The 22772-nt window shown below is 67.8% G+C and carries 14 protein-coding genes and 1 tRNA gene; 1 reads left to right on the top strand and 14 read right to left on the bottom strand.

The features are described from left to right. Positions 1-41: 41 nt before the first annotated feature. The gene (locus GGR33_RS24515; protein WP_183513358.1) at positions 42-851 is read left to right on the top strand and encodes an exodeoxyribonuclease III; all 810 of its coding nucleotides are present in this window, start codon (positions 42-44) and stop codon (positions 849-851) included. Here GGR33_RS24515 and GGR33_RS24520 read toward each other — a convergent pair. The 14 genes from GGR33_RS24520 to GGR33_RS24585 all read right to left on the bottom strand — a co-directional run. After that, the gene (locus GGR33_RS24520; protein ID WP_183513325.1) at positions 848-2281 is read right to left on the bottom strand and encodes an amino acid permease; all 1434 of its coding nucleotides are present in this window, start codon (positions 2279-2281) and stop codon (positions 848-850) included. The genes GGR33_RS24515 and GGR33_RS24520 overlap by 4 nt on opposite strands. 83 nt (positions 2282-2364) lie before the next feature. After that, positions 2365-3495 carry an aminotransferase class I/II-fold pyridoxal phosphate-dependent enzyme gene (locus tag GGR33_RS24525; RefSeq protein WP_183513329.1) on the bottom strand — a complete coding sequence of 377 codons (1131 nt, stop codon included), beginning with the start codon at positions 3493-3495 and terminating at the stop codon, positions 2365-2367. 67 nt (positions 3496-3562) lie between these two features. Next, positions 3563-5173 (bottom strand): methyltransferase regulatory domain-containing protein, encoded by a 1611-nt coding sequence (locus GGR33_RS24530; protein WP_183513332.1) that lies wholly within the window; start codon positions 5171-5173, stop codon positions 3563-3565. A gap of 40 nt (positions 5174-5213) precedes the next feature. Next, positions 5214-5921: an invasion associated locus B family protein gene (locus tag GGR33_RS24535; protein WP_183513336.1), complete on the bottom strand. Its 708-nt coding sequence runs from the start codon at positions 5919-5921 to the stop codon at positions 5214-5216. Between the two features lie 8 nt (positions 5922-5929). Continuing rightward, complete coding sequence (locus GGR33_RS24540) at positions 5930-6658, bottom strand: hypothetical protein (protein WP_183513341.1); 729 nt, start codon at positions 6656-6658, stop codon at positions 5930-5932. Positions 6659-6887: 229 nt separating this feature from the next. Continuing rightward, positions 6888-16301, bottom strand: coding sequence for a beta strand repeat-containing protein (locus tag GGR33_RS26335; RefSeq protein ID WP_183513344.1), 9414 nt, complete (start codon positions 16299-16301; stop codon positions 6888-6890). A 781-nt stretch (positions 16302-17082) separates the two neighbouring features. After that, entirely contained in the window at positions 17083-18726 is a 1644-nt protein-coding gene (locus GGR33_RS24550) for a B12-binding domain-containing radical SAM protein (protein ID WP_183513345.1), read from the bottom strand. 318 nt (positions 18727-19044) lie between these two features. Beyond that, positions 19045-19740 (bottom strand): 50S ribosomal protein L1, encoded by a 696-nt coding sequence (gene rplA, locus GGR33_RS24555; protein ID WP_183513346.1) that lies wholly within the window; start codon positions 19738-19740, stop codon positions 19045-19047. Between the two features lie 11 nt (positions 19741-19751). Continuing rightward, positions 19752-20201: a 50S ribosomal protein L11 gene (gene rplK, locus GGR33_RS24560; protein WP_183513347.1), complete on the bottom strand. Its 450-nt coding sequence runs from the start codon at positions 20199-20201 to the stop codon at positions 19752-19754. A 153-nt stretch (positions 20202-20354) separates the two neighbouring features. Further along, positions 20355-20888, bottom strand: a complete 534-nt coding sequence (gene nusG, locus GGR33_RS24565) for a transcription termination/antitermination protein NusG (protein WP_183513348.1) — start codon at positions 20886-20888, stop codon at positions 20355-20357. A 54-nt stretch (positions 20889-20942) separates the two neighbouring features. Next, positions 20943-21245, bottom strand: a complete 303-nt coding sequence (secE, locus tag GGR33_RS24570) for a preprotein translocase subunit SecE (protein ID WP_183513349.1) — start codon at positions 21243-21245, stop codon at positions 20943-20945. A gap of 157 nt (positions 21246-21402) precedes the next feature. Further along, positions 21403-21479: transfer RNA gene (locus tag GGR33_RS24575), tRNA-Trp, on the bottom strand. Between the two features lie 89 nt (positions 21480-21568). Then, positions 21569-22477: a DUF1444 family protein gene (locus GGR33_RS24580; RefSeq protein WP_210302198.1), complete on the bottom strand. Its 909-nt coding sequence runs from the start codon at positions 22475-22477 to the stop codon at positions 21569-21571. Positions 22478-22601: 124 nt separating this feature from the next. Next, positions 22602-22772, bottom strand: a 171-nt coding sequence (locus GGR33_RS24585) for an EF-Tu C-terminal domain-related protein (RefSeq protein ID WP_484502666.1), incomplete at its 5' end; no start/stop codon positions are given.

The raw sequence follows: 22772 nt of genomic DNA on the forward strand, positions 1-22772 counted from the left end.
TGACGCCCTTCGCCGATGCCAACCCTACAGGGCCGGATCCGTTGCGCTTCACCGTCACCACCTGGAACATCAACTCGGTGCGGCTGCGCATCGACTCGGTACTGCGTTTTCTCGACGCTGCGAAGCCCGACGTGCTCTGCCTGCAAGAGACGAAGTGCCCGGACGATGCCTTTCCGCTGAAGGCGCTGAGGGGCTCGGGCTACGAGAACGTCGAGTTCGCCGGCCAGAAGGGCTATAACGGCGTCGCGATCCTATCCCGCTTTCCGCTGATCACCCGCTCCGTGATGCCGTTTTGCGAGCGTCAGGATGCGCGCCACATCTCGGCGGTGCTCGGCCCGGAGGCGGGCAAGGCGGCGGGCATCGTGCTGCACGATTTCTACGTGCCAGCCGGCGGCGACATCGCCGATCGCGATCTGAACCCGAAATTCGCGCACAAGCTCGATTTTCTGCAGGAGCTGCGCGCCTGGGGCGGCAAGCGTAGCGCTGGTCCCGCAATCCTCGTCGGCGATCTCAACGTCGCGCCGCTGGAGCACGACGTTTGGTCGCACAAGCAGCTGCTCGACGTGGTGAGCCACACGCCCATCGAGACCCAGGCGCTCGAAACGCTGCGCGGCGAGGCCGAGTGGATCGATACGGCACGCTTCCTCACGCCGGAGCCCGAAAAGATCTACACGTGGTGGAGCTACCGCTCGCCCGATTGGCAGGCCGCCAACAAGGGCCGCCGCCTCGACCACGCCTGGGTCTCGCCGGACTTGAAGGACACCGTGCGCGCGGTCGACGTGTTCCGTGAGGCCCGTGGCTGGGAGCGTCCGTCGGACCACGTCCCCGTCACGCTGACTCTGGAGCTTTAAGCCGGGCCGCTCGACGCGGCCCGCAAACGGCGGCGCCCGTAGCCGTAGAAGATCGCGAGCCCCAGGCCGAGCCAGACGACGAGCCGGATCCAGGTGTCGCCGGGCAATCCCGCCATCAAGGCGAGGCAGCCGAGGATGCCGAGAACCGGCAGCAGGCTGCCACCCGGTACGCGAAACGGACGCGCCCGCTCCGGTTCCGTCCGACGCAGGATCAGCACGGCGCTGCAGACCAGAATGAAGGCGAACAGCGTGCCGATGCTGACGAGTTCGCCCAGGACGTCGATCGGCACGAAGGCGGCGACGGTTGCCGTCAGCAGCCCGATGGTCGCCTGACCCAGGCGCGGCGCCCGCGTGGCTGGATCGATCCGGGCGAAGGCATCGGGCAGGAGACGGTCGCGGGCCATCGCATAGAAGATGCGACCCTGGCCGTAGAGCGCCGTGAGGCAGGACGTCGTCAGCCCGACCAGCGCGCCGACCTTCATGACGAGCGAGAAGCCGCCAAGGCCGATCGTGTCGACCGCCTTGGCGATTGGATCGGGAACGTTCAGCAGCCTGTAGGGTACGAGCCCGGTCAGCACGACGGCGACGGTGACGTAGAGCACTGTGCTGACGATCAGGGCACCGATCAAACCGATCGGCGCGTCGCGCTGCGGATTGCGGGTCTCGGCCGCGGCGCAGGAGACGGTCTCGAAGCCGACATAGGCGAAGAACACCACGCCGGCCCCGCGCAGGATGCCGCTCCAGCCAAAAGCGCCGAACGAGCCCTGGTTCGGCGGCACCAGCGGCGACCACAGCTCCGGCTTCACATGCAGGGCGCCGACGAGCACGAAGGCAAGGATGATCGCGACCTTCAGGGCGACAAGGATCGCATTGCTCAAGGCTGCATCTCGCGCTCCGCGCATGAGCAGCAGCGTGAGCACGAGGGTGATCACGGCGGCGGGGAGGTCGATGATCCCACCGTTGCCGCCTGCCGAGGCGAGAGCGGCCGGCAGCTTCACCCCGAGATCGGCAGCGAGACTCTGCGCGTAACCCGACCATCCCACCGCGACGGTCGCCGCCGCCATGGCAAACTCGAGCACGAGGTCCCAGCCGATGATCCAGGCCGCCAGGCTGCCCAGCGTTGCGTAGGTATAGGTGTAGGTCGAGCCAGGCGCCGGTATCATCGCGGCGAGTTCGGCATAGCAGAGCCCGACCAGCGCGCTGGCGAAGCCGGAGAGGATGAAAGACAGCGCGAGGCCCGGCCCCGCGAACTGCGCGGCCGCCGTCCCCGTCAATACGAAGATCCCGGCACCGATCGTCGCTCCGACCCCGATGCAGACGAGGCTGAAGGCAGAAAGCGTTCTGGCGAGGCCGGTCGAAGCGCCCGCGGCGTCCTGCTGCGCCAGGATCGACGCGATGGGCTTGCGGGTGGCGAGAGCGGAGGCGAGCAAGCGAGGCTTCCTACGAACGAACGGCCAAGCCAAATTCTGACCGCATCCGCTCCGCAACGCGAATGCCAATCGTCAGCGGATGTCTATGCCGCGACCGGCGGCCGCAACTCTGAAAGAGCCACGGCGAGCGCCTCGACCTGCGCCTCACTATGCGCGGCCGAGAAGGCCACACGCAGCCGGGCCGTTCCTGCGGGAACCGTCGGTGGCCGGATCGCGACCACGAGGAAGCCCCGAGCCTGCAAGGCGTCGGACAGGGCGAGCGCCGTCTCCGTCTCCCCGACCACGATCGGAACGATCGGGCTCTGCGCCTCGCGGAGCCCGAGCCGCGCCGTGAAGCGCCGGGCGAGGGCCAGCGGCCGTGCAGCGCGCTCCGGCTCGGTCTCGACGATGTCGAGGGCGGCAAGCGCCGCGGCGGCGGCGGCCGGCGGCAGGCCGGTGGTGTAGACGAAGCTCCGCGCGCGGCTCGTCAGCAAGTCAATCACGGCCTGTGAGGCGCAGAGATAGCCACCGTAGGCGCCAAGCGTCTTGGAGAGGGTGCCCATCTCGAGTGGCGCGCGGGCTCCGGGCTCGACAACGCCGAGCCCATGCGCGTCGTCGACGAGCACCCAGGCATCATGTGCTTCAGCGAGCGCCAGGATTTCGGCGAGCGGCGCCCGATCGCCATCCATGCTGAAGACCCGCTCCGTCAGGATCATCGCGCGTCGCGCCTTGCCACGGTGCCGGGCCAACAGCACCTCGAGATGCGCGAGGTCGTTGTGCCGGAAGCGCAGCAACTCGGCGCCCGACAGCTTGCCACCTGCAAAAAGGCAGGAATGGCCGAGGGCATCGACCAGGATCAGGTCGCCCGTGCCGGCGAGCGCGGAAACGATGCCGAGATTGGCGAGGTAGCCGCTGCCAAAGACGAGCGCGGCCTCCTTGCCCTTGTGGGCGGCGAGCCGCTCTTCCAGGGCGATCAGCGGCGGATGGTTGCCGGTGACGAGCCGCGAGGCCCCCGCCCCGGTGCCCCAGCGCACCTGCGCCTCGTTGGCGGCCGCGATCACGCGCGGATCGTGACTCAGCCCGAGATAGTCATTGCAGGAGAACGAGACGAGGCTGCGCCCGTCCCGCGCTGCCGACGCCTCCGGGCCGCGTTCGGTCGCGACGAGCCGGCGGCGCAGGGAGGCTGCGTCGAGTTCCGCGAGCGCGCCGCGCGCGAAGGCGTCGAGGCTGGACATGGTGCCTCAAGCCATCCGCGCGGCACGGGAGTCAAGGCCGAGTGCCGCAGCGGGCGCGGCGATCGCGTCACGCCCCGGTCGCGACGGCCTCCGATCCAGGAGCTTGGCTCCTGCCGCCCTGAACGAAGCCGAGCGCCCGCAGCCGCGCGATGGACGACTCGGCGTGCCGCTGGCTCTCGCTGCGCAGGATCTCCGTGTCGGTGATCGGCGTACCGTCGATCAGTAGCTTGATCTGACCGGCCTCGACCGCCTCGAATACCGCCTCGCCGAGATCGTCTTCTGCGAGCCGGGGCAGCACGACGGCATCCACCGGCGAGAGTCGGGACAGCTCGTGATAGGCGTTGGTCACGTCGAGCTGTCCGGCCGCCACCATGCGGAGTGCGAGTTCGTCCGCGTGGAGGTGCTCGGTGGAACTGTCGGCAGCGTCGGCCTCGCAGCCCTCGCCGAGCACGTCGAGAAGGCCGCGCGTCACCAGCAGGCTGACGAAACCCGCGAAGGCGCTACGATCCATCGCGGTCGCGCCGAGGCGTGCCGCGACGCCGGCCTCCCAGGTCCCGTAATCGAGCGCCCTGCCCTGGGCGCTGAAGATCGTGTCGAGGGCGGTGCGCTCCAAAGCGCTCTCGGCCCGCGCCCAGCCGTTGCGGCCCTCGTAGACGAAGCCGCGTCCGTCGGCGTCGGGCGAGCGGGTATGAAACAGGCTGCGATAGTGCAGGCCCCTCAGCCGTTCGTCGGTGAGGCGCCGGTCGATCGCCTGCCCCTTGTCGGCGTGGACGAGGAGCGATTGGCGGAACTGCCGGTTGCGGCAGAAGTCGAGATATTGCTCCAGCAGGATCTGGTCGCCGCCACAGGCGACGATGAGCCGGTCGCGGGCGGAGGGCTCTAGATTGTCGGTGAACATCGTGGCGAGCGTGGCGTCGGCGAGGTAGGCGAGCCCGGCGCTGCGGGCGCGCTTCGCGAAGTCGTGGAAGTAGCAGGGGGCGTTGTGCGCCTCCAGGAACTCGTGAATCAGGTAGGCGTCCTCGCCCGTGGCGATGCCGGGCGCCTCACCCTGCAGGATCTCCGTGAACAAGGTCCCAGGCGCGGCCATCTCGCGCATGAAGTCGAGCATGCCGCGACCGTGCCCGAGCTTGGCCCGCAGGTCCTCGACGCCGCCGGTATGGAACATCATGGCGTCGCGCACGATCTCGCGCGTCTTCCACCCCGGATAGGTGTTGTAGCTGATGAAGGCGACGCCGTCGGGCGTCAGGCGCAGTCGGCATTTGTCGAGGATCGCGTCCTGCACCTCGCTCGGCACCCAGCTGTAGACGCCGTGGCAGATCACGTAGTCGAAGCTTCCGAAGGAATCGTCGAGGTCCTGAACCAGCAGGTGCTCGAAGCGGACGTTGTCGATGCCCAGCGTCTCGGCCTGTTCGAGCGCCTGGGCGATGTGCTTGCCCGACGCGTCGATGCCGACGAAGCTCGCCTCGGGCATCCGGGCGGCGAGCGGCAACAGATTGCCTCCACCCGCGCAGCCGATTTCCAGAATTCGCGCCTTGGCCGGCGACGGAGGATTGAGCCCGAACAGCCGAGCGATGGCCGAGAGCCGGCGCGGATCGGTCGCCGGGAAGGCGCGCGAGGTATAGGGCACCTCGTCGTAGCTCGACGTCTCGGTGCGCGCGGCTTTCTGGATCGTGATCATGGGTGCCTCGTCCCTCGTCCGTGGTGTCGATCCCGGTCGTTCAGCGGATAGAGGCCTCGAGCGCCTGCCCGAACCCGTCGCTCGCGATCACCGCCTCGATCGGGCGTGACGGAAGATCGCTTCGGGCGGCGAAGCCGCGTCCGTCCCTGCCGCTCGCCGCGAACCGCATCCGCAGGCCGGCCCCGGCCCGCAATGCTGCGATGTCAGCCGGCTTCAGCGGGAGCACGACGTGGCATCCCGTCGGGTCGCAGAGCGTCGGATGCAGCACGAAGCGCAGGATATCCGTCGTCACGGCCCCCTTGGCAGCAGGCGGCGCCCTCTTCCCGGTCTTCGCGATCTCGCGCGCCGACGAGGCGAGGCTGGCCGAGGGCTGACCGAGCACGAGGGGATGCGCCGCCTCGATCGTCACCGGACTCGACAGATCGAGGCCGAGGGGAAGCCCGACGAGGGCTGCGGGCTTGCCGCGGTCGTCCGTCGACAGCACGAAATCTGCGACGCCCGTTCCGGCGGCGTCCCTTGCCAGCGCCCGCAAACTGCAGAACCGCTGCCCCAGACGGGGAACCTCGTCGCAATCGAGCGACCATCCGGCGAAGCGCTCGTTGCGGCGCTTCACCTCACCGTCGCGGAAGAGCTCGCGGTCCACCGCCGCCGTGGTGAAGCCCTTCGTCGCCGCGCCTTGCTGTGCGGCTGCGGGGACGGCGGCGGCCAACACGGCACAGCCCGCGCCGATCAGGGTCAGGAGGCGCATCGGCCGGCTCACTGGTTGAGGGCCAGCCCGACCGCCACCACGACGCAGCCCGTGCCCGGCGCCGGCAGGAGCAGATGGCGGGACGCGCCCTGCTCCTGGGTCATCGCGACCCCGCCGAAGTCGCCGACCTGGCGGCCGGCCTTCTTGAGGTCGCCCTCGACGTCGCCGCAGGAGCGCGTGGTCGGATAGACCTGCACGGTCGTCGCCTCGCAGCCCGGTCCCTCCGGCGCCGCCACGAGGACAGTGGCCGCCTTCGGCGCGACCTTGTTGCTGTAGCTCAACGCCACGATCGACTGGAACATATGCTCGTCCGGACCCTTCTGGGACCAGGTCGAGACCGCGGCATGGGCCGTGTCGATGGTGCTGCTCGATGCCTTCGAGATGGTGTCTACGCAGCGTCCGAGCTTGGCCTCTCGGGCGTGGCGGACGGGCTCGGCCACGACGGCGGCAGGGTCGGTGGCAGCCGCAGCAGGCGCTGCGGGCGGAGTGGCCTGGTCGGCGGCAGCGGCCGTGGGTGCGACGGTCGGTGCGGGCGGAGTAGTCTTGGGAGGGGTCTCGGCCTTGCTGGCGGCGTGCGCGACCGGCTTGGGCCTGGGCTTCCTCACCGCCTGCGGTTTCGCGGGCGCCGGATCGCCTTGACCTTCGGCCTGCGCGACCTGAAATGCGCCCGGCTCCGGTTTTGCCGTCGCCGATGAGACGATCAGAACCGGCAGCACGGCACTCAGGACCCCGCCCATGATCAACATGCGCGGGCGATGAAATCTTTGGTCGATCATGGCGTGGCCCCGGCGCACTTATGGTTAACAAGTGATTTGCGCCGACGGAGAGTCGGTGAGCGCGCAGTCACCGGAAAGGCGGCGAGTTGGAAAACTGTTTGCCGAAACGGCGCCTTCGATCGACCGGACATGACGAAAGGGGCCCGGCTCGCGCCGGACCCCTCGAAACGCCGTCCCGATCGTGGCGGGATCAGTTGAAGGTGTAGCTCGCACCTCCCATGATGCCAGCCGCACCCTTCTGGTTGTTCGGCGAGAAGCCCGCCGAGACGTTGATGCGCCACTTGCCGTCTTCCGACGTCCCGCCGAGGCCGATCGCGAGGCCCGCCGAGCCGTGATAGCCGCTGGCGCCGATGCCCAGCGAGATCTTGCCCGGCCGGTCGTCGAAGCGGATGCCTGCGGTCGCCAGGGCGATCGAGGTGCCCGCATAGGCCGCCATCTTGGCGCTGCGGAACTGGTACTCGGTGATCTGCGCCAGGTTGTTGTACTGGTTGCTCAGAGCACTCTGCAGCTGGCCGACGTTGACCGCGTCGGTCGGCGCGACACCCGCCGCGACGTTCGAGACCGTCACCGGAGCACCGGCGGTACCGCCGAGAAGAGCCAGCGTGTTGGACCGCGTGCCGTCCGGGTTCGTCGAGTACTGGACGGAATTGGCCGAGGCCGCGTTGAGCTGTCCGACATTCACCGCGTCGGTGAGGGCAACACCCGCAGCGACGTTGTGGATGGTGACCGGGCCGGAGCCCGTCGGGTTCAGCGTGACCGACTGGTAGTTCGTGGTTCCCGTGGCCGTGGTGTCGTACTGGAGGCTGCGAGCGGAGAGCGCGGTCAGCTGTCCCGTATTGGCCGCGTCGGTCGCGTTGACGCCCGCCGCGACGTTGGTGATGCGCCGCTCGTTGCCGGCTGAACCCACCGAGACCACGTTGGCGACACCGCCATCCGTCGAGCCCGCTCCGAGGGCTACCGAGTTGGTGCCGCTGGAGGTGGCGCCGTTGCCGAGAGCGGTCGAGCGAGCCCCCGAGGCCACCGCCCCGAAGCCGCCGACCGAGGCGTTGGCACCGGTCGCGGCCGGGATGGCCGCACCAGCAGTGTTGTCGGAGACGAAAGCCCCACCCTTGCTGCCGACGATGCTCGAGATCGCCTGGTTGGTCGCGTAGAGCTGGCTTCCGTTCACCGCGTCCGTAGAGGTCGCGGAGAGGGTCCCTGCGGCCAGACCACTCATCGTGACCGGGGCGAGCGTCCCGCCCTTGGTCAGGTCGATGGCGTTGGTCGGGTTGCCGGCTGCATCGGTGGTGTATTGGACGGAGGCCTTGTTGCCGGCGGTGATGGCGTCGCCGACATTGGTGTAGGTGTTGCCGGCCACCGTATAGCTCGGTCCGATGATCTGGCCGGTTGTGGAGTTGTAGGTCGAGCCGCCGCCGAAGCTGTTGGCGATCGAGGTTCCGATGTTGCTCACGGCACCCGAGAGCTGGTTCACGTTGACGGCGTCGGTCCCGGCTGTGCCCGCCGCGACGTTGCTGATGGTGCGCTCGGCTCCGGCGGAGCCGACCGAGACCGTGCCGACCGAGTTCTGCGGAGCGGCCAGACCGAAGGCGTTGTAGTTGGTCCGGGCACCGGTCGATGCGACCGAGCCCTGGCCGAGGGCGACGTTGGAGCCGGTCAGGCCGGCCGTGATGCTGGCGCCGCTGCCGACGACGGTCGAGTTGGCGACACCGTTATCGACCGCCGAGTTGCCGATCGAGGTGGAGCCGGCCCCCGAGGCGACAGCCCCGAAGCCACCCGCCGAGGCGTTCGCCCCGGTGGCGACGGCATTTGCCTTGCCGCCGGTGTTGTCGGCGACGAACGCGCCGATCTTGCCGTTGTTGATGCCGTTGTCGAGTGCGGTCAGGGCCGAGCCGACATTGGTGTAGGATCCACCGGCGACGTTGTAGGTCGGTCCGGCGACCGTGCCGTCGGCATTGACCTTGGAGCCGCCGCCGAGAGCGGTGGAGACCGACTGGGCCGTACCGAAGAGCTGCGAGCCGTTCACCGCATCGGTGGAGGTTGCCCCCACGGTGCCGGCGGCGAGGTTCGTCAGGTTCTGGGCCGCACCCGGAGCGGTGCCGGAGGCACCGGTCGCGATGAGGGCGACCTGGTTCGGCGAGGCCGTCCGCTGGACGACGCCGCCACCGGCCGCGCTGCCCGCGACCGCGCTGGCGACGTCGGCGTAGGTGGTGCCGTTGACGGTGAAGCCCCCGGTCAGCTTGCCGGTCGTCGTATCGTAGGTCGTGCCGCCGCCGAGTGAGGTGGCGACCGTTCCGCCGAGGTTCGACGCAGCGCCGGAGAGCTGTGCGACGTTGACGGCATCGGTGTTGGCCTTGCCGGCAGCGACGTTGGAGATGGTGCGCTCGGCACCGACGGCACCGACCGAGACCGTGCCCACCGCGTTCTGCAGCGGGGTCAGGCCGAAGGCGGTGTAGTTGGCCTGGGCGCCGGTCGTGGCGACCGAGCCCTGGCCGAGGGCGACGTTGGAACCGGTCAGGCCCGCCGTGATGGTCGCGCCGTTGCCGAGGACGGTGGAGTTGGCGACACCGTTATCGACCGCGGAGTTGCCGAGGGCGGTGGAGCCTGCTCCCGAAGCGACCGCTCCGAAGCCGCCGGCCGTGGCGTTGGCACCGGAGGCGACCGGTGCGGCGGCGCCGGCTGCATTGTTCGAGCGGAAGGCGCCTGCCTGCCCGCCGTCGAGGGCGGTGAGGGCCGAGCCGACGTCGGAGTAGTTGCCGCTGGCGAGCTTGTAGGTCGGAGCGACCACGGCGCCGTTGGCATCGACCGTCGAGCCGCCGCCGAGCGCCGTGGAGACCGACTGTGCGGTTCCGTAGAGCTGGCTGCCGTTGACGGCTTGGTTGGACGTCGCGTTGACCGCGCCGGCGGCGAGGTTGCCGAGCGTCACCGGCGTTCCGGCGGTTGTGCCGACGAGGCCGACGGTGTTCGACGAAGTGGCCGGCGTCGGGGTACCCGCCGCGTCGGTGTATTGCACGGGCAGCTGCCCGAGCGTCACTGCGCCTGTGGCCGTGGTGGCGTTGGCGAGCCCGGTCATCGAGACCGGAGCCAGCGTGTTGCCCTTGGTCAGGTCGATGGTGGGCTGAGGATTGCCGGCTCCGTCGGTAGCATATTGGACCGCGGCCTTGTTGCCGGCAGCCAGTGCGTCGCCGACATTGCCGTAGGTGTTGCCGCCGACGATGTAGCTCGGAGCGGACACGGTGCCGTCGGTGTTGACGGTGGAGCCGCCGCCGAGATTTTTTGCGACCGACTGAGCTGCCCCGAAGAGCTGGCCTCCGTTCACGGCGTCGGTCGAGCCAGCACCGACGGTGCCGTTTGCGACGTTGGTGAGGTTCTGAGCCGCGCCCGGTGCCGTACCGGAGGCGCCCAGAGCGGTGACGGCGACTTGGTTGGCCGTCGCCGTCCGTTGGACGACACCGCCACCGGCTGCGCTGCCCGCGATGGCGCCGGCGACGTCGGCATAGGTGGTGCCGTTGACGGTGACGCCGCCGGTCAGCTTGCCGGTGGTGGCGTTGTAGGTGGTGCCGCCGCCGATGGTGGTGGCGACCGATCCACCGAGGTTCGACGCAGCGCCAGTGAGCTGGGCGACGTTGACGGCATCGGTATTGGCTTTGCCGGCGGCGACGTTGGAGATGGTGCGCTCGGCGCCCACGGCACCGACCGAGACCGTGCCCACCGCGTTCTGCAGCGGGGTCAGGCCGAAGGCGGCGTAGTTGGCCTGGGCGCCGGTCGAAGCGATCGAACCTTGGCCGAGGGCGACGTTGGAGCCGGTGACGCCGGCGGTGATGCTGGCGCCGCTGCCGACAACCGTCGAGTTGGCGACGCCGTTGTCGAGCGCCGAGTTACCAATCGCAGTCGATGCGGCGCCCGAGGCAACGGCTCCGAAGCCACCTGCCGAGGCGTTCGTACCGGTGGCGGCGGCGTTCGCCTTGGCGGCGGTGTTGTCGGCGACGAAGGCACCGATTTTGCCGCTGTTGATGCCGTTGTCGATGGCGCTGAGTGCCGATCCGACATTGGTGTAGCTACCTCCGGCGACATTGTAGGTCGGGGCGGAGATGGAGCCGTCGGCATTGACCTTGGAGGTGCCGCCGAAGTTGGTGGCGACGGATTGCGCCGTTCCGAAGAGCTGGCCTCCGTTCACGGCGTCGGTCGAGCCAGCACCGACGGTGCCGTTTGCGACGTTGGTCAGGTTCTGGGCTGCGCCCGGTGCCGTGCCGCTGCCAGCCGGGGCGACCAGCGCGAGTTGGCCCGCGGTTGCGGTGCGCTGCACCGTTCCGGCCGCACCGTTGGTGATGTTGGTGATGTTGGTCGTGTTGGTGGTGACCTGCTGGTTGGTGGCGTTGAGCTGCGAGCCGTTCACCGCATCTGTGGAGGTCGTCGAGAGGCGCCCTGCCGCAACGTTGGTGATGGTGCGCTCGGAACCGGCTGCGCCGACCGAGACCGTTCCGGCGGGAGCGACCCCGGCAAAGGCGTAGGTCGTGCCGCCGATGACGGCATTCGGGGTTCCGACGGCATTGGCCACGACGGTGGAGCCTTGGCCGAGGGCGACGTTGGAGCCGGTCAAGCCGGCCGTGATGCTGGCGCCGCTGCCGAGGACGGTGGAGTTGGCGACACCGTTGTCGAGTGCCGAGTTACCGATCGCGGTCGATGCGGCGCCCGAGGCGACCGCCCCGAAGCCACCTGCCGAGGCGTTCGCCCCGGTGGCGGCGGCGTTCGCCTTGCCGCCGGTGTTGTCGGCGACGAAGGCACCGATCTTGCCGTTGTTGATGCCGTTATCGATGGCGCTGAGGGCCGATCCGACGTTGTTGTAGCTGCCTCCGGCGACATTGTAGGTCGGGGCGGAGATGGAGCCGTCGGCGTTGACCTTGGAGGTGCCGCCGAAGTTGGTGGCGACCGACTGGGCCGTTCCGAAGAGCTGGCCTCCGTTCACCGCGTCGGTCGAGCCAGCGGCGACGGTGCCGTTTGCGACGTTGGTGAGGTTCTGGGCTACACCCGGAGCGGTACCAGAGGCGCCCAGGGCGGTGATGGCGACTTGGTTGGCCGTCGCCGTCCGCTGGACGACACCCCCGCCGGCTGCGCTGCCTGCGATGGCGCCTGCGACGTCGGCATAGGTGGTGCCGTTGACGGTGAAGCCGCCGGCCAGCTTGCCGGTGGTGGCGTTGTAGGTCGTGCCGCCGCCGATGGTGGTGGCGACCGTTCCGCCGAGGTTCGACGCAGCACCGGTGAGCTGTGCGACGTTGACGGCATCGGTGTTGGCCTTGCCGGCGGCGACATTGGAGATGGTACGCTCGGCGCCGACGGCACCGACCGAGACCGTGCCCACCGCGTTCTGCAGCGGGGTCAGGCCGAAGGCAGTGTAGTTGGCTTGGGCACCGGTCGAGGCGACCGAGCCCTGGCCGAGGGCGACGTTGGAGCCGGTGACGCCCGCAGCGACGTTGGCCCCGTTGCCGAGAACCGTGGAGTTGGCGATGCCGTTGTCGGTGGCGTTGTTGCCGAGAGCGGTGGAGGCGGCGGCCGTGGCCGACGAGCCGTAACCGCCTGCCGTGGCAGCGGCGCCCGAGGCAACCGGGTTGGCCGCGCCGGCCGGGCGGTTCGAGGCGAACGGGCCGTTGCCGATCGCGGTGTTGAGTTGCCCGACATTGACCGCGTCGGTGTTGGCCGTGCCGGCGGCCAGGTTGTGCAGTGTGACCGTGCCGGCAGCTGCGCCGACCAGGGCCATGTCGTTGCTGCGCACCTGCGGCGTCGCCGTACCCGCGGCGTTGGAATACTGGACCGGGGCCAGCGTCTGCAGGTTGGTGATGGCGGTGCCGACATTGGTCGCGGTGGTGCCGAAGGTGTTGTAGGCCGGCGCGGTCAGACCGCCACCCGCGCTGTAGGTCGAACCGCCACCGAGATCGGTGGCGACCGCGTTGCCGAGTGCCGTGGTCTGGGCGGTGACGGCAGTGACATTGGTGTTGGTCGTGTTGAGCTGCGAGCCGTTCACCGCATCCTTCGAAGCAGCGGTGACCGCTCCGTTAGCGACGTTGGTGAGGACCTGGGCTGCGCCCGGGGCCGCGCCGGTGCCACCTACCGCGACCAGCGCGAGTTGGTCTGCCGTGCCGGTGCGTTGCACGGTGCCGACCGCGCCGTTCGTGATGTTTGTGATGTTGGTGGTGTTGGTGGTGACCTGCTGGTTCGTGGCATCGAGCTGCGAGCCGTTCACCGCATCCGTCGAGGTCGTCGAGAGACGGCCTGCCGCGACGTTGGTGATGGTGCGCTCGGCACCGGCTGCGCCGACCGAGACCGTTCCGGCCGGAGCTGCTCCGGCGAAAGCGTAGGTCTTGCCGCCGATGACGGCGTTCGGCGTGGCGACGGCGGTGCCGACGACTGTGGAGCCTTGGCCGAGGGCGACGTTGGAGCCGGTGGCGCCCGCAGCGACATTCGCGCCGTTGCCGATGACGGTCGAGTTGGCGATGCCGTTGTCGGTGGCGTTGTTGCCGAGGGCGGTGGAGGCGGCTGCCGTGGCGGACGACCCGTAGCCGCCTGCCGTGGCAGCGGCGCCGGAGGCGACCGGGTTTGCCGCGCCGGCCGGGCGGTTGGAGGCGAACGGACCGTTGCCGATCGCGGTGTTCAACTGGCCGACATTGACTGCGTCGGTATTGGCCGTGCCGGCCGCGAGGTTGTGCAGCGTGACCGTGCCGGCAGCAGCGCCGACCAGAGCCATGTCGTTGCTGCGCACCTGCGGCGTCGCCGTGCCCGCAGCGTTCGAATACTGGACCGGCGCCAGCGTCTGCAGGTTGGTGATGGCGGCGCCGACGTTGGTCGCGGTGGTGCCGAAGGTGTTGTAGGCCGGCGCGGTCAGGCCGCCCCCTGCGGTATAGGTCGAACCGCCACCGAGATCGGCGGCGACCGCGTTGCCGAGGGCCGTGGTCTGGGCGGTGACGGCGGTGACGTTGGTGTTGGTCGTGTTGAGCTGCGAGCCGTTCACCGCGTCGGTCGAGGTCGGGTTAAGCGCGCCCGCCGCGACGTTGGTGAGGTTCTGAGTCGCGCCCGGTGCCGTGCCGCTGCCGGCCGGGGCGACCAGCGCGAGTTGGCCTGCCGTTGCGGTGCGCTGCACCGGTCCGGCCGCGCCGTTGGTGATGTTGGTGATGTTGGTGGTGTTGGTGGTGACCTGCTGGTTGGTGGCGTTGAGCTGCGAGCCGTTCACCGCATCGGTGGAGGTGGTCGAGAGACGGCCTGCCGCGACGTTGGTGATGGTGCGCTCGGCACCGGCCGACCCGACCGAGACCGTTCCGGCCGGAGCGACCCCGGCGAAGCCGTAGGTGTTTCCGCCGATGACGGCATTCGGGGTTCCGACGGCGTTGGCCGTCACGTTGGAGCCTTGGCCGAGGGCGACGTTGGAGCCGGTCAGGCCAGCGGTGATGGTGGCGGCATTGCCGAGGACGGTGGAGTTGGCGGTGCCGTTGTCGGTGGCGGAGTTGCCGATCACGGTCGACGCCTTGCCGGTCGCGGACGAGCCGTAGCCTCCTGCCGAAGCGTTCTGCCCGGTGGCAACGGCCGCTCCCTTGGCCGCAGTATTGTCGGAGACGAAGGTGGCGCTGGTGCCTGAGGTCACATTCAGCGCAGCGATCGCCGCGCTCACCGTCGTGTAGTTCTTTCCGGCGACAGTGTAGCTCGGAGCCGTATAGGCGCCTGTCGTCGGATCGAAGGCCGAGCCGAGCGTCGTCGCGACGTTGTTTGCGACGGAGGTGAGCTGGCGAAGGTTGACCGCGTCGGTGGCCTGCGTGCCGCCCGCCACGTTGGTGATCTGCCGCTCGCCGCCAGCCGCGCCGACCGAGACGGCGCCGTTGGTAGAAGCGACAATCGTCTGCGAGAACGCCTCGGCGGCACCGGTGAGGCCAGCGCGCGTGGACGTCGAGCCCGCGCCGAGCGCCACCGAGCTGCCTGCGGTCGCCGAAGCGGCCGAGCCGATCGCGACATCGTTGATGACCGTCCCGCCGGAAACGCCGGCGGTGCTGTTGGCGCCCAAAGCGATCGCGTTGGTGCCGTAGGCGCTCGAGACGAAGCCCTGAGCGATGGTGAAATCGCCGGTAGCGACGGACTGGCGGCCGACCGCGATCGCGCGAAGGCCACTTGCCGTGTTGTTCACGCCTAGAGCGACGCCGCCGTTACCCGAGGCCGTATTGTTGACACCGATGGCGGTGGCATAGCCGCCGCTGGCCAGGTTGTCGGCACCGATGGCCGTCGAGAAGAAGCCGTTCGTGCTGCCGGCATTGTTGTTGTAGCCGAGCGCGACACCACCGCCGGTGTTGATGACCGAATTCTCGCCGATCGCCACCGCGGACGGGGTCATGGTTAGCGTACCGGTCGCCGAATTGAGGAGTTGCTGGTTGGGATTTCCAGCCGTGCGGAAATCGATGACGCCCTGGGCGACGGCGGATCCCGGCGCCTTGGTGTTGGTGCCGATCGCGATCGAGTTGAGGAAGGTGGCATTGGCGGCGTTGCCCAGGGCGATCGTGCCGTCGAGCGTGGCATTGGACGTGTTGCCGATGGCGAGGGCGCCAGTGCCGGTCGCAGTGTTGGTGTTGCCCAGGCCGACGGCGCCGGTGCCGGTTGCGGTGTTGTTCGCACCCATCGCCAGGGCGCCGGTGCCGGTCGCCACGTTCGGATCACCGATGGCCACCGCGCCATTGCCGTTCGCGGTGTTGCCGACGCCGATCGAGACGGCTTTGCCGCCCTCTGCGAGGGCACCAGCTCCGAGGGCCACGGCACCGGTGGTCAGCGACTTCGCAGCGACACCGATCGCGATGGCGTTGACTGCGCCAGCTGACGTGGTCGCGGTATTTCCGATGGCGATGGCCGTGATGTCGCCTGCCGTCGCCCCCGTATTCGAGGCTCCGCCCAGACCGGTGATGACGCCGCCGCCAAAGCTGATGCCGACGTTGTTATTGAGGGCAAAGCCGTTGGTAGAGGACACGCCGCAATTCGCGGAGTTCACCAACTGACCATTCGCATCGAGGATACTGGCGCCCAGCTGCTGGTTGCTGAGAAGTCCGAAGTTGGTCGTCAGCAGGCTGCCGAGGCCGCTGAGGCCAAGGCCAGAGAGCAAGCCGCCGATTCCGGTTGTCACAGGCTGCAGCGTGGGCAGCGTGACGCTGATGCCGGAGCAGACATTGGCGAAGTTGGCGAGCTTCGGGATCGTCTGCGCCTGAGCCGACGAGCTGCCGGCGATGCCTGCACCGAGCAGAATGGCCGCAGCACCTGTTGGCACCGTGAGCTGCCTGGCGATGCGCCGCCAGGTAGGCAGGGCGCCTCGCGTCGCATCAGCCGACAGCCGGCGCTGCTGACGCAGTTGCCTGCGGCGTGCCGAACGGTTGAGACGGCCGACGGTCCCGTCGATCAGTTCCCGGTGACGGAGACGAACGAGCTTGGTGATCTGCTGGACGAAGTGGTCGCCGAGCTTGATCGTCACACCGGAGATGCGATGCCGGATCGATGCGTGACTGATCTGTGTGCTGTCCACGCTGGGTAATGCAACCCGAGCCGGGACGACGTCTGCGTTGATCGGCAGGTTGGAGACGTGCGTGGACATGGCAAAATAATCCCCCGGCCCAGTCATTATGACGACTTGAGCTTGATTGAGCTGTTTCTCGAAGCGACGAATTTTCGGGGCGCCAACGCTTGAAATGCGTTGTCGCTCTACTCACGAAACTCTGCACTCGGTGCTCGAGATGCGGCCCGATAAGAGGTGTTCAGCGGGGGAGCGAGAACTGGATTTTCTGAAAATAAGTATGGTTAAGGGGCGTTAACCAAGAATTTTCCCATTCATCGGTGCAGTGTTTTACCCCCTGCCGACAATTGACTGTCTCTAGGTTGCAACAAATGCGTTGCTGGAGAGACACTGCAAAGAGCCATCGCTGGGCTTCTGCTTCAATCAGAGCGGGTGTTGCCGAGGCCGCGTCGACCGAGTTCGACGCATCAGAGCGCCCTCGACGGACCGGTTGTGCCAAATCGAGCCGAATCACCCTGCACTTTTTGCCGGCCAAGCAGCGCGTCGAGGCCGTCCCTTACGATTAGTTGAGCGGCGGGTCGGCGCGATGGGGATCGATTTGGAACAAGCTGGCGCTCGCCGGTCTGGCCGCTTGGTACCGGGACAATCACAGCCGGTGTCGGAACCGTCGACCCAGTCACACGGTAGTGGACCGCTCGTTCACCGCATCGGGTGGCGAGCCCATCACCGGACGCGATCAGTGATTTACCGGTTTCATGATGCCTGTTTGACCAAGCCTGAGCTTACGGCAGGCTAAAACGGCGCGCACGGGACAAAGTCCCATGTTACGCCAGCGTTCATCCGTTCATCCCAAAGCTGGGGTCTAAGCCGCCTCTCGCTCCGGCACGAAGCGGCGGCGCGCGTTGGCCCAGAAGCCGCGATCCCGGGCGGCCTCGGTCTCGGCAGCCTTGGCCGCATAAAACGAGGCGTTGTGCTCGCCGCGCAGGGCCTCGCGGGTGAAGCGGATCAGGTGGTGGGCGACGAAGCCCATGTTGAACACCGCCTCGATCTGCCCGCGCTTCAGCGCGTAGCCGGCCGCGCTCCAGAACGGCTTGCGATAGTCGGAAAACAGGCCGACCCGCGTGATGATGTTGAATCCGAGGATCAGACCGCGGCGTAGGTTCGTGAAGGTCACCTTGCCGGCCGCCGGCGTCTTGATCCGGTGCGGATAGGTCGTCTCGCACTGGTGTTTGAAGCGCTCGAACAGCCGCTCGGGGGTATAGGCATGGGCAATGGCCCGGCGCCAGCTCGCCACGACGGTGTCGTGCGGCCGCATGAACAGCACGTTGGATTCGAGGCTGGCGTCGTGAACGAGGCGCCCTTCCCGCTCGAGCCGGTCCCAGAGCGGGGTCTTGGGGAGCGCCTGAAGCAGGTTGATCGTCAGCACCGGGATCGCCGACTTGTCGATGAAGTCGATCAGGTTCTGCTCGGATTTGTCCGTGTCGGAGTCGAGGCCGAGGATGATGCCCGACGTCACTTCGAGCCCGTAAGAGTTCAGGGTCTCGATCGCCTCGTACATCGGCACGGCGGCGTTGTGGGTCTTGTCGATGCCCTTCAGCGCCTCCGCCTCGGGCGTCTCGATGCCGACGAAGACCGTCATGAAGTTGGCCTGCCGCATCAACTCGAGAATCTCAGGCTGCTTGGCCATGTTCAGAGTCGCCTCGCAGGCGAACTGAAGCGGGAAGTTGTTCTTCTTCTGCCATTCGACGAGCACCGGCAGCATGTCCCGCGTCGCCTTGCGGTTGCCGATGAAGTTGTCGTCGACGAAATAGACCACGGCCGGGTGGCCGGGCTGCGCCACGATGGCATCGAGCTCTGAGCAGAGCTGTTCCGGGGTCTTCAGGCGGGGCTGGCGACCGTAGAGCTGCGGGATGTCGCAGAACTCGCAGCGATACGGGCAGCCCGAGGAGAATTGCAGCGAGCCGATCAGATAGCGCTTGAGCGGCACCGCCTCATAGGCCGGCGAGGGAAAATCGGAGAGGCCGAGCCGGTCCTTGGTGTCGAGAACGACCTGGGTCGCCGGGCGAGCGCAGCTTTCGTCGAGGATCTGGATGAGATGGTCGGTGGCGTCGCCGATCTCGCCGCAATGGAGGTAGTCGAAATCCGGGTACTTCTCGGGCGCGCCCGAGACCGAGGGGCCGCCGAGCACCGCGACCTTACCCGCGGCATGGGCGCGGCGCCGGATGTCGTGGATCTGGCCTTCCTGGATGTGCATCCCGGAGACGAAGACCGCGTCTGCCCAGGCGAACTCCTCGGGCGTCGCGGCCTTGATGTTCTCGTCGATGAAGCGGCATTCCCAGGTCTCGGGCATGTAGGCCGCGATGACGAGGAGCCCCTGGGGCGGCATGAACGCCTTGACCCCGCCCATCAGCGGATAGGCGTGGGAGAAGGTCCCGAAAGACGGCGTGTAGGCCGGGAAGACGCAGAGGATGCGTCGCTTCGATGAAACGGTCAGGGTGCATCTCATGCACCGTTATCTAGCACAGCCGTGAGCGCTGACTGCCCCTTGCTGCAGGGATTTTGCAGCGTTGCGGCGCAAGGTCGCCGCTATGCGGCGATAACGCAGCTCTCACACCCTCCACGCCGTCATTCCGGGGCTCGCCGAAGGCGATAACCCGGAACCCATCCGTGATGCGCGGCACAGACACACCGTCGAAGCCACTCGTGGATTCCGGGTTCGCCTGCGGCGCCCCGGAATGACGGTGGTGAGATGGGCGCCGTGTCCCCAAACGAAAACGCCCGGCCTCTCGCGAGGCCGGGCGCAATTTCTTCGATGCGGTGCCGATCAGGCGGTGAGCACGCTCGACGGCTCGACCTTCACACCCGGGCCCATCGTCGAGGTAACGGCGACGCGCTGGATGTAGGTGCCCTTGGAGCCCGTGGGCTTGGCCTTGGACACGGCGTCGGCGAAGGCCTTGATGTTCTCGACGAGCTTCTGCTCGTCGAAGGACACCTTGCCGATGCCGGCATGGACGATACCGGCCTTCTCGACGCGGAACTCGACGGCACCGCCCTTGGCGGCGGCGACGGCGCCCTTCACGTCCATGGTGACGGTCCCGACCTTCGGGTTCGGCATCAGGCCGCGCGGGCCGAGTACCTTACCGAGACGGCCGACGAGCGGCATCAGGTCCGGGGTCGCGATGCAGCGATCGAACTCGATCTTGCCGCCCTGGACGATCTCCAGGAGGTCCTCGGCGCCGACGATGTCGGCACCGGCGGCCTTGGCGTCATCGGCCTTGGCGCCGCGGGCGAACACCGCCACACGAACCGTACGGCCGGAGCCGTTCGGCAGGTTGCAGACGCCGCGGACCATCTGGTCGGCGTGACGCGGATCGACCCCGAGGTTCATCGAGATCTCGACCGTCTCGTCGAACTTCGCGTTCGCCTTCGACTTCACGAGCTTGATAGCCTCGTCGATCGTGTAGAGCTTAGTCGGCTCGATACCCTCGCGGGCGGAGCGGATGCGCTTACCTTCAGCCATTTCGCCCTCCCTTACGCGACGACTTCGAGGCCCATGGCCCGGGCAGAGCCACGGATCATGGCAACGGCGGACTCCACGGAGTCGCAGTTGAGGTCGGGCATCTTCTTCTCGGCGATCTCGCGAAGCTGAGCCTCGGTGATCTTGCCGACGGTCGGGCCCTTGCCGGGGGTCTTCGAGCCGGAGGCCGGCTTCTTGCCGATCTTCAGGCCGACGGCCTTCTTCAGGAAGAAGGTGACCGGGGGCTGCTTCATCTCGAAGGTGAAGGAGCGATCCTGATACGCGGTGATGATCACCGGGATCGGGGTGCCCTTCTCCATCTGCTGGGTCTTCGCGTTGAAGGCCTTGCAGAATTCCATGATGTTGAGGCCGCGCTGACCGAGCGCGGGACCGATCGGCGGCGACGGATTGGCGGCGCCGGCCGGGACCTGAAGCTTCACGTAGCCCGTGATCTTCTTCGCCATAGGGACTGCTCCCAATGTATGCCCGCCGCCGGGCTGCCTAAGCCTTCGACGGAGCGGACGGTTGCAGGTCGCGGTGCGATCCGAAGCTCCCGGCGGCGAACCGGGCGGATCTCCCGCGGATGATGGGCTGGCGGTAGGCCGCCTGCCCTACGATCAGGCCTTCTCGACCTGTCCGTATTCGAGCTCCACCGGGGTGGCGCGGCCGAAAATCGACACGGCCACCTTGAGGCGGGAGCGGGCATCGTCGATTTCCTCGACGGTGCCGTTGAAGCTGGCGAAGGGGCCGTCGGCGACGCGGACAGTCTCGCCGATCTCGAAAGAGACCGAATGCTTCGGACGGTCGACGCCCTCCTGCACCTGGCCCTTGATGCGCTCGGCTTCCGCGTCCGGGATCGGAACGGGCTTCGACTTATCGGCACCGAGGAAGCCGGTGACCTTCGGGGTGTTCTTGATGAGGTGGTAGACCTCGTCGGTCAGGTCGCACTTCACCAGAACGTAGCCCGGGAAGAATTTGCGCTCGGCCTCGACCTTGCGACCGCGGCGCACCTCGGTGACCTTCTCGGTCGGCACCATGACCTCGTCGAACAGGTCCGTGAGTCCGCGCTGAGCCGCCTGATCCTTGATGGACTGGGCGACCTTGTTCTCGAAGTTCGAGTAGGCGTGGACGATGTACCAGCGCTTCGACACGGTGCCGTTCAACTCCTCAAAACGATCGTCGGCGCGAATGGCGCGCCCGAAAAACTAGCCTGCGATCCCGAGGATCATGCCGACGCCCCAGCGCAGGGCTTGGTCGACGACCGTGAAGAAGATGCTCGCCACGACGACCATCAGGAACACCATGATGGTGGTGACCGTGGTCTCCTTGCGGGTCGGCCACGTGACCTTCCGGCCTTCGTCGCGGACCTGGCCGAGAAACTCCACCGGTCCGACGCGCTTGGCGGCAGGACGCGGCGCAGGCGCGGAGCGTGCCGTAGTCGGCGCTGCCGGCCCACGGGCGGCGCCCCGTGCAGGGTCCGCTTTCTTCGTCGCTTCGTTCGATGCCATGATCACGTAAACCGGAAATTCCGAGAGACGGCGGGGCGCAGGCGGAAGCCCAAGCCCTAACCGCGATAGCGCAGACGACGATCTCGGAGTGCGCTCGCTCTAGCGCAAGTGCTCCGGCTTGTCGACCATGAACGAAGGAGGCGGAATTGCACCGAACTGGCAGGAGTGGAGGGACTCGAACCCGCAACCTCCGGTTTTGGAGACCGGCGCTCTAACCAGTTGAGCTACACTCCTACGGCGCCTCGGCGCGGCGACGTCAATGCCGCAAGGGCGGTCCGGATGCAAGAGGTAGGCGGCCGCCTACCCGCGACTACGGCCCGGTTTTAATCATAGACGGACCGTTCCTCGGGCCGGAGGGGTCGCACGCCCTCGGCGGAGGCGAGAAACAGCTCGCGGCTGCGCGAATATGGACCACGTTCGAATTCGCTCTTCGCATCGGCGTAGAGATCGAGCCGGCCGCTGTAGTCCGCTGTCCAGCCGATCAGGAAATCACGTCGAGGAACCATCATGACGAGGCTCGGGCCGAGATCCTTGCGGACGCGATCGAGAAAGCCCGGGAGCAGGAGCCGCGCGCCGTCGTAGGAATCCCCGGTCGAAATCGTGACGAAGCCGCCTCCGCGTCCAGTCCGAATTTTCGGCTCGACCGTGCGGGAGGCGTCTTCGAGGTTGGCGATCGCCGTGTTCTCGACCGTCGCCGCCGCCACGCCCCAGCGATCGATTTGCTTGTTCGTCAGCGTGCCATAGGAATCCGGTTCGTCGAGCGCGTAGACGATCACCAGTTCGTCCGAGAGCTTCCGATGGACGACGTCGAGGCCCTTGGCGAGGTAGTCTGTCGGAACGATCTGGATGCGCAGCCGCGGCCGTGCCTGGTCGAAGGTTTCGCCGCTCGTGCTCTCCGTCGCAGCCTTCTTTCGGCGCTGCGCCTCCACCACGCCGAGAAATTTCACGATCTCGGCCCTGCGGCGGCCGGGCTCCAGGCCATCGACGACCGCGTAGAGGTTGCCGACATAGATTTGGAAAGCGTCGACCCTGAAGGTCGTCGGGTCCGCCGGGTCAAGGGCGATGGACCAGTCCGGAAATTCGGTGCGGGCGGCCGCGGCGACCTCGTCGCGAAAGCGGCCCGATTGCAGGTCGTCCCCCTTCGAGCACGAGGTGACCAGAAGCGCGCCTCCCATCGTGAGCATCATCCGCCGATCATGCCGATGGCGGATGCTCGTAGGCGCATCTGGCATTCGGGACGTCCTCCCTGCCGCAGAGGCTTCGAACGAAAATCGCCGGCACCCGTGGTGACGGATACCGGCGATCTCGATGGTCGATCATTGTCGACGATGGCCCGGCATGGAAGCCGGGATCATCTTATTCCTGGATGCTGGCGACGACGCCTGCACCGACGGTGCGGCCGCCTTCACGGATGGCGAAGCGCAGCTTCTCCTCCATGGCGATCGGCACGATCAGCGCCACGTCCATGGTCACGCTGTCGCCCGGCATCACCATCTCGGTGCCCTCGGGCAGCGTGCAGATGCCGGT

Origin of the sequence: Methylobacterium brachythecii (assembly GCF_014196345.1) — a bacterium.
Classification (GTDB): domain Bacteria; phylum Pseudomonadota; class Alphaproteobacteria; order Rhizobiales; family Beijerinckiaceae; genus Methylobacterium; species Methylobacterium brachythecii.

Excerpts from the sequence above, each read along its gene's own strand:
- GGR33_RS24525 (WP_183513329.1), bottom strand. The coding sequence starts at position 3,495 with ATGTCCAGCCTCGACGCCTTCGCGCGCGGCGCGCTCGCGGAACTCGAC.
- GGR33_RS24530 (WP_183513332.1), bottom strand. The coding sequence starts at position 5,173 with ATGATCACGATCCAGAAAGCCGCGCGCACCGAGACGTCGAGCTACGAC.
- GGR33_RS24535 (WP_183513336.1), bottom strand. The coding sequence starts at position 5,921 with ATGCGCCTCCTGACCCTGATCGGCGCGGGCTGTGCCGTGTTGGCCGCC.
- GGR33_RS24540 (WP_183513341.1), bottom strand. The coding sequence starts at position 6,658 with ATGGGCGGGGTCCTGAGTGCCGTGCTGCCGGTTCTGATCGTCTCATCG.
- GGR33_RS26335 (WP_183513344.1), bottom strand. The coding sequence starts at position 16,301 with ATGTCCACGCACGTCTCCAACCTGCCGATCAACGCAGACGTCGTCCCG.
- GGR33_RS24550 (WP_183513345.1), bottom strand. The coding sequence starts at position 18,726 with ATGAGATGCACCCTGACCGTTTCATCGAAGCGACGCATCCTCTGCGTC.
- rplA (WP_183513346.1), bottom strand. The coding sequence starts at position 19,740 with ATGGCTGAAGGTAAGCGCATCCGCTCCGCCCGCGAGGGTATCGAGCCG.
- rplK (WP_183513347.1), bottom strand. The coding sequence starts at position 20,201 with ATGGCGAAGAAGATCACGGGCTACGTGAAGCTTCAGGTCCCGGCCGGC.
- secE (WP_183513349.1), bottom strand. The coding sequence starts at position 21,245 with ATGGCATCGAACGAAGCGACGAAGAAAGCGGACCCTGCACGGGGCGCC.
- GGR33_RS24580 (WP_210302198.1), bottom strand. The coding sequence starts at position 22,477 with ATGCCAGATGCGCCTACGAGCATCCGCCATCGGCATGATCGGCGGATG.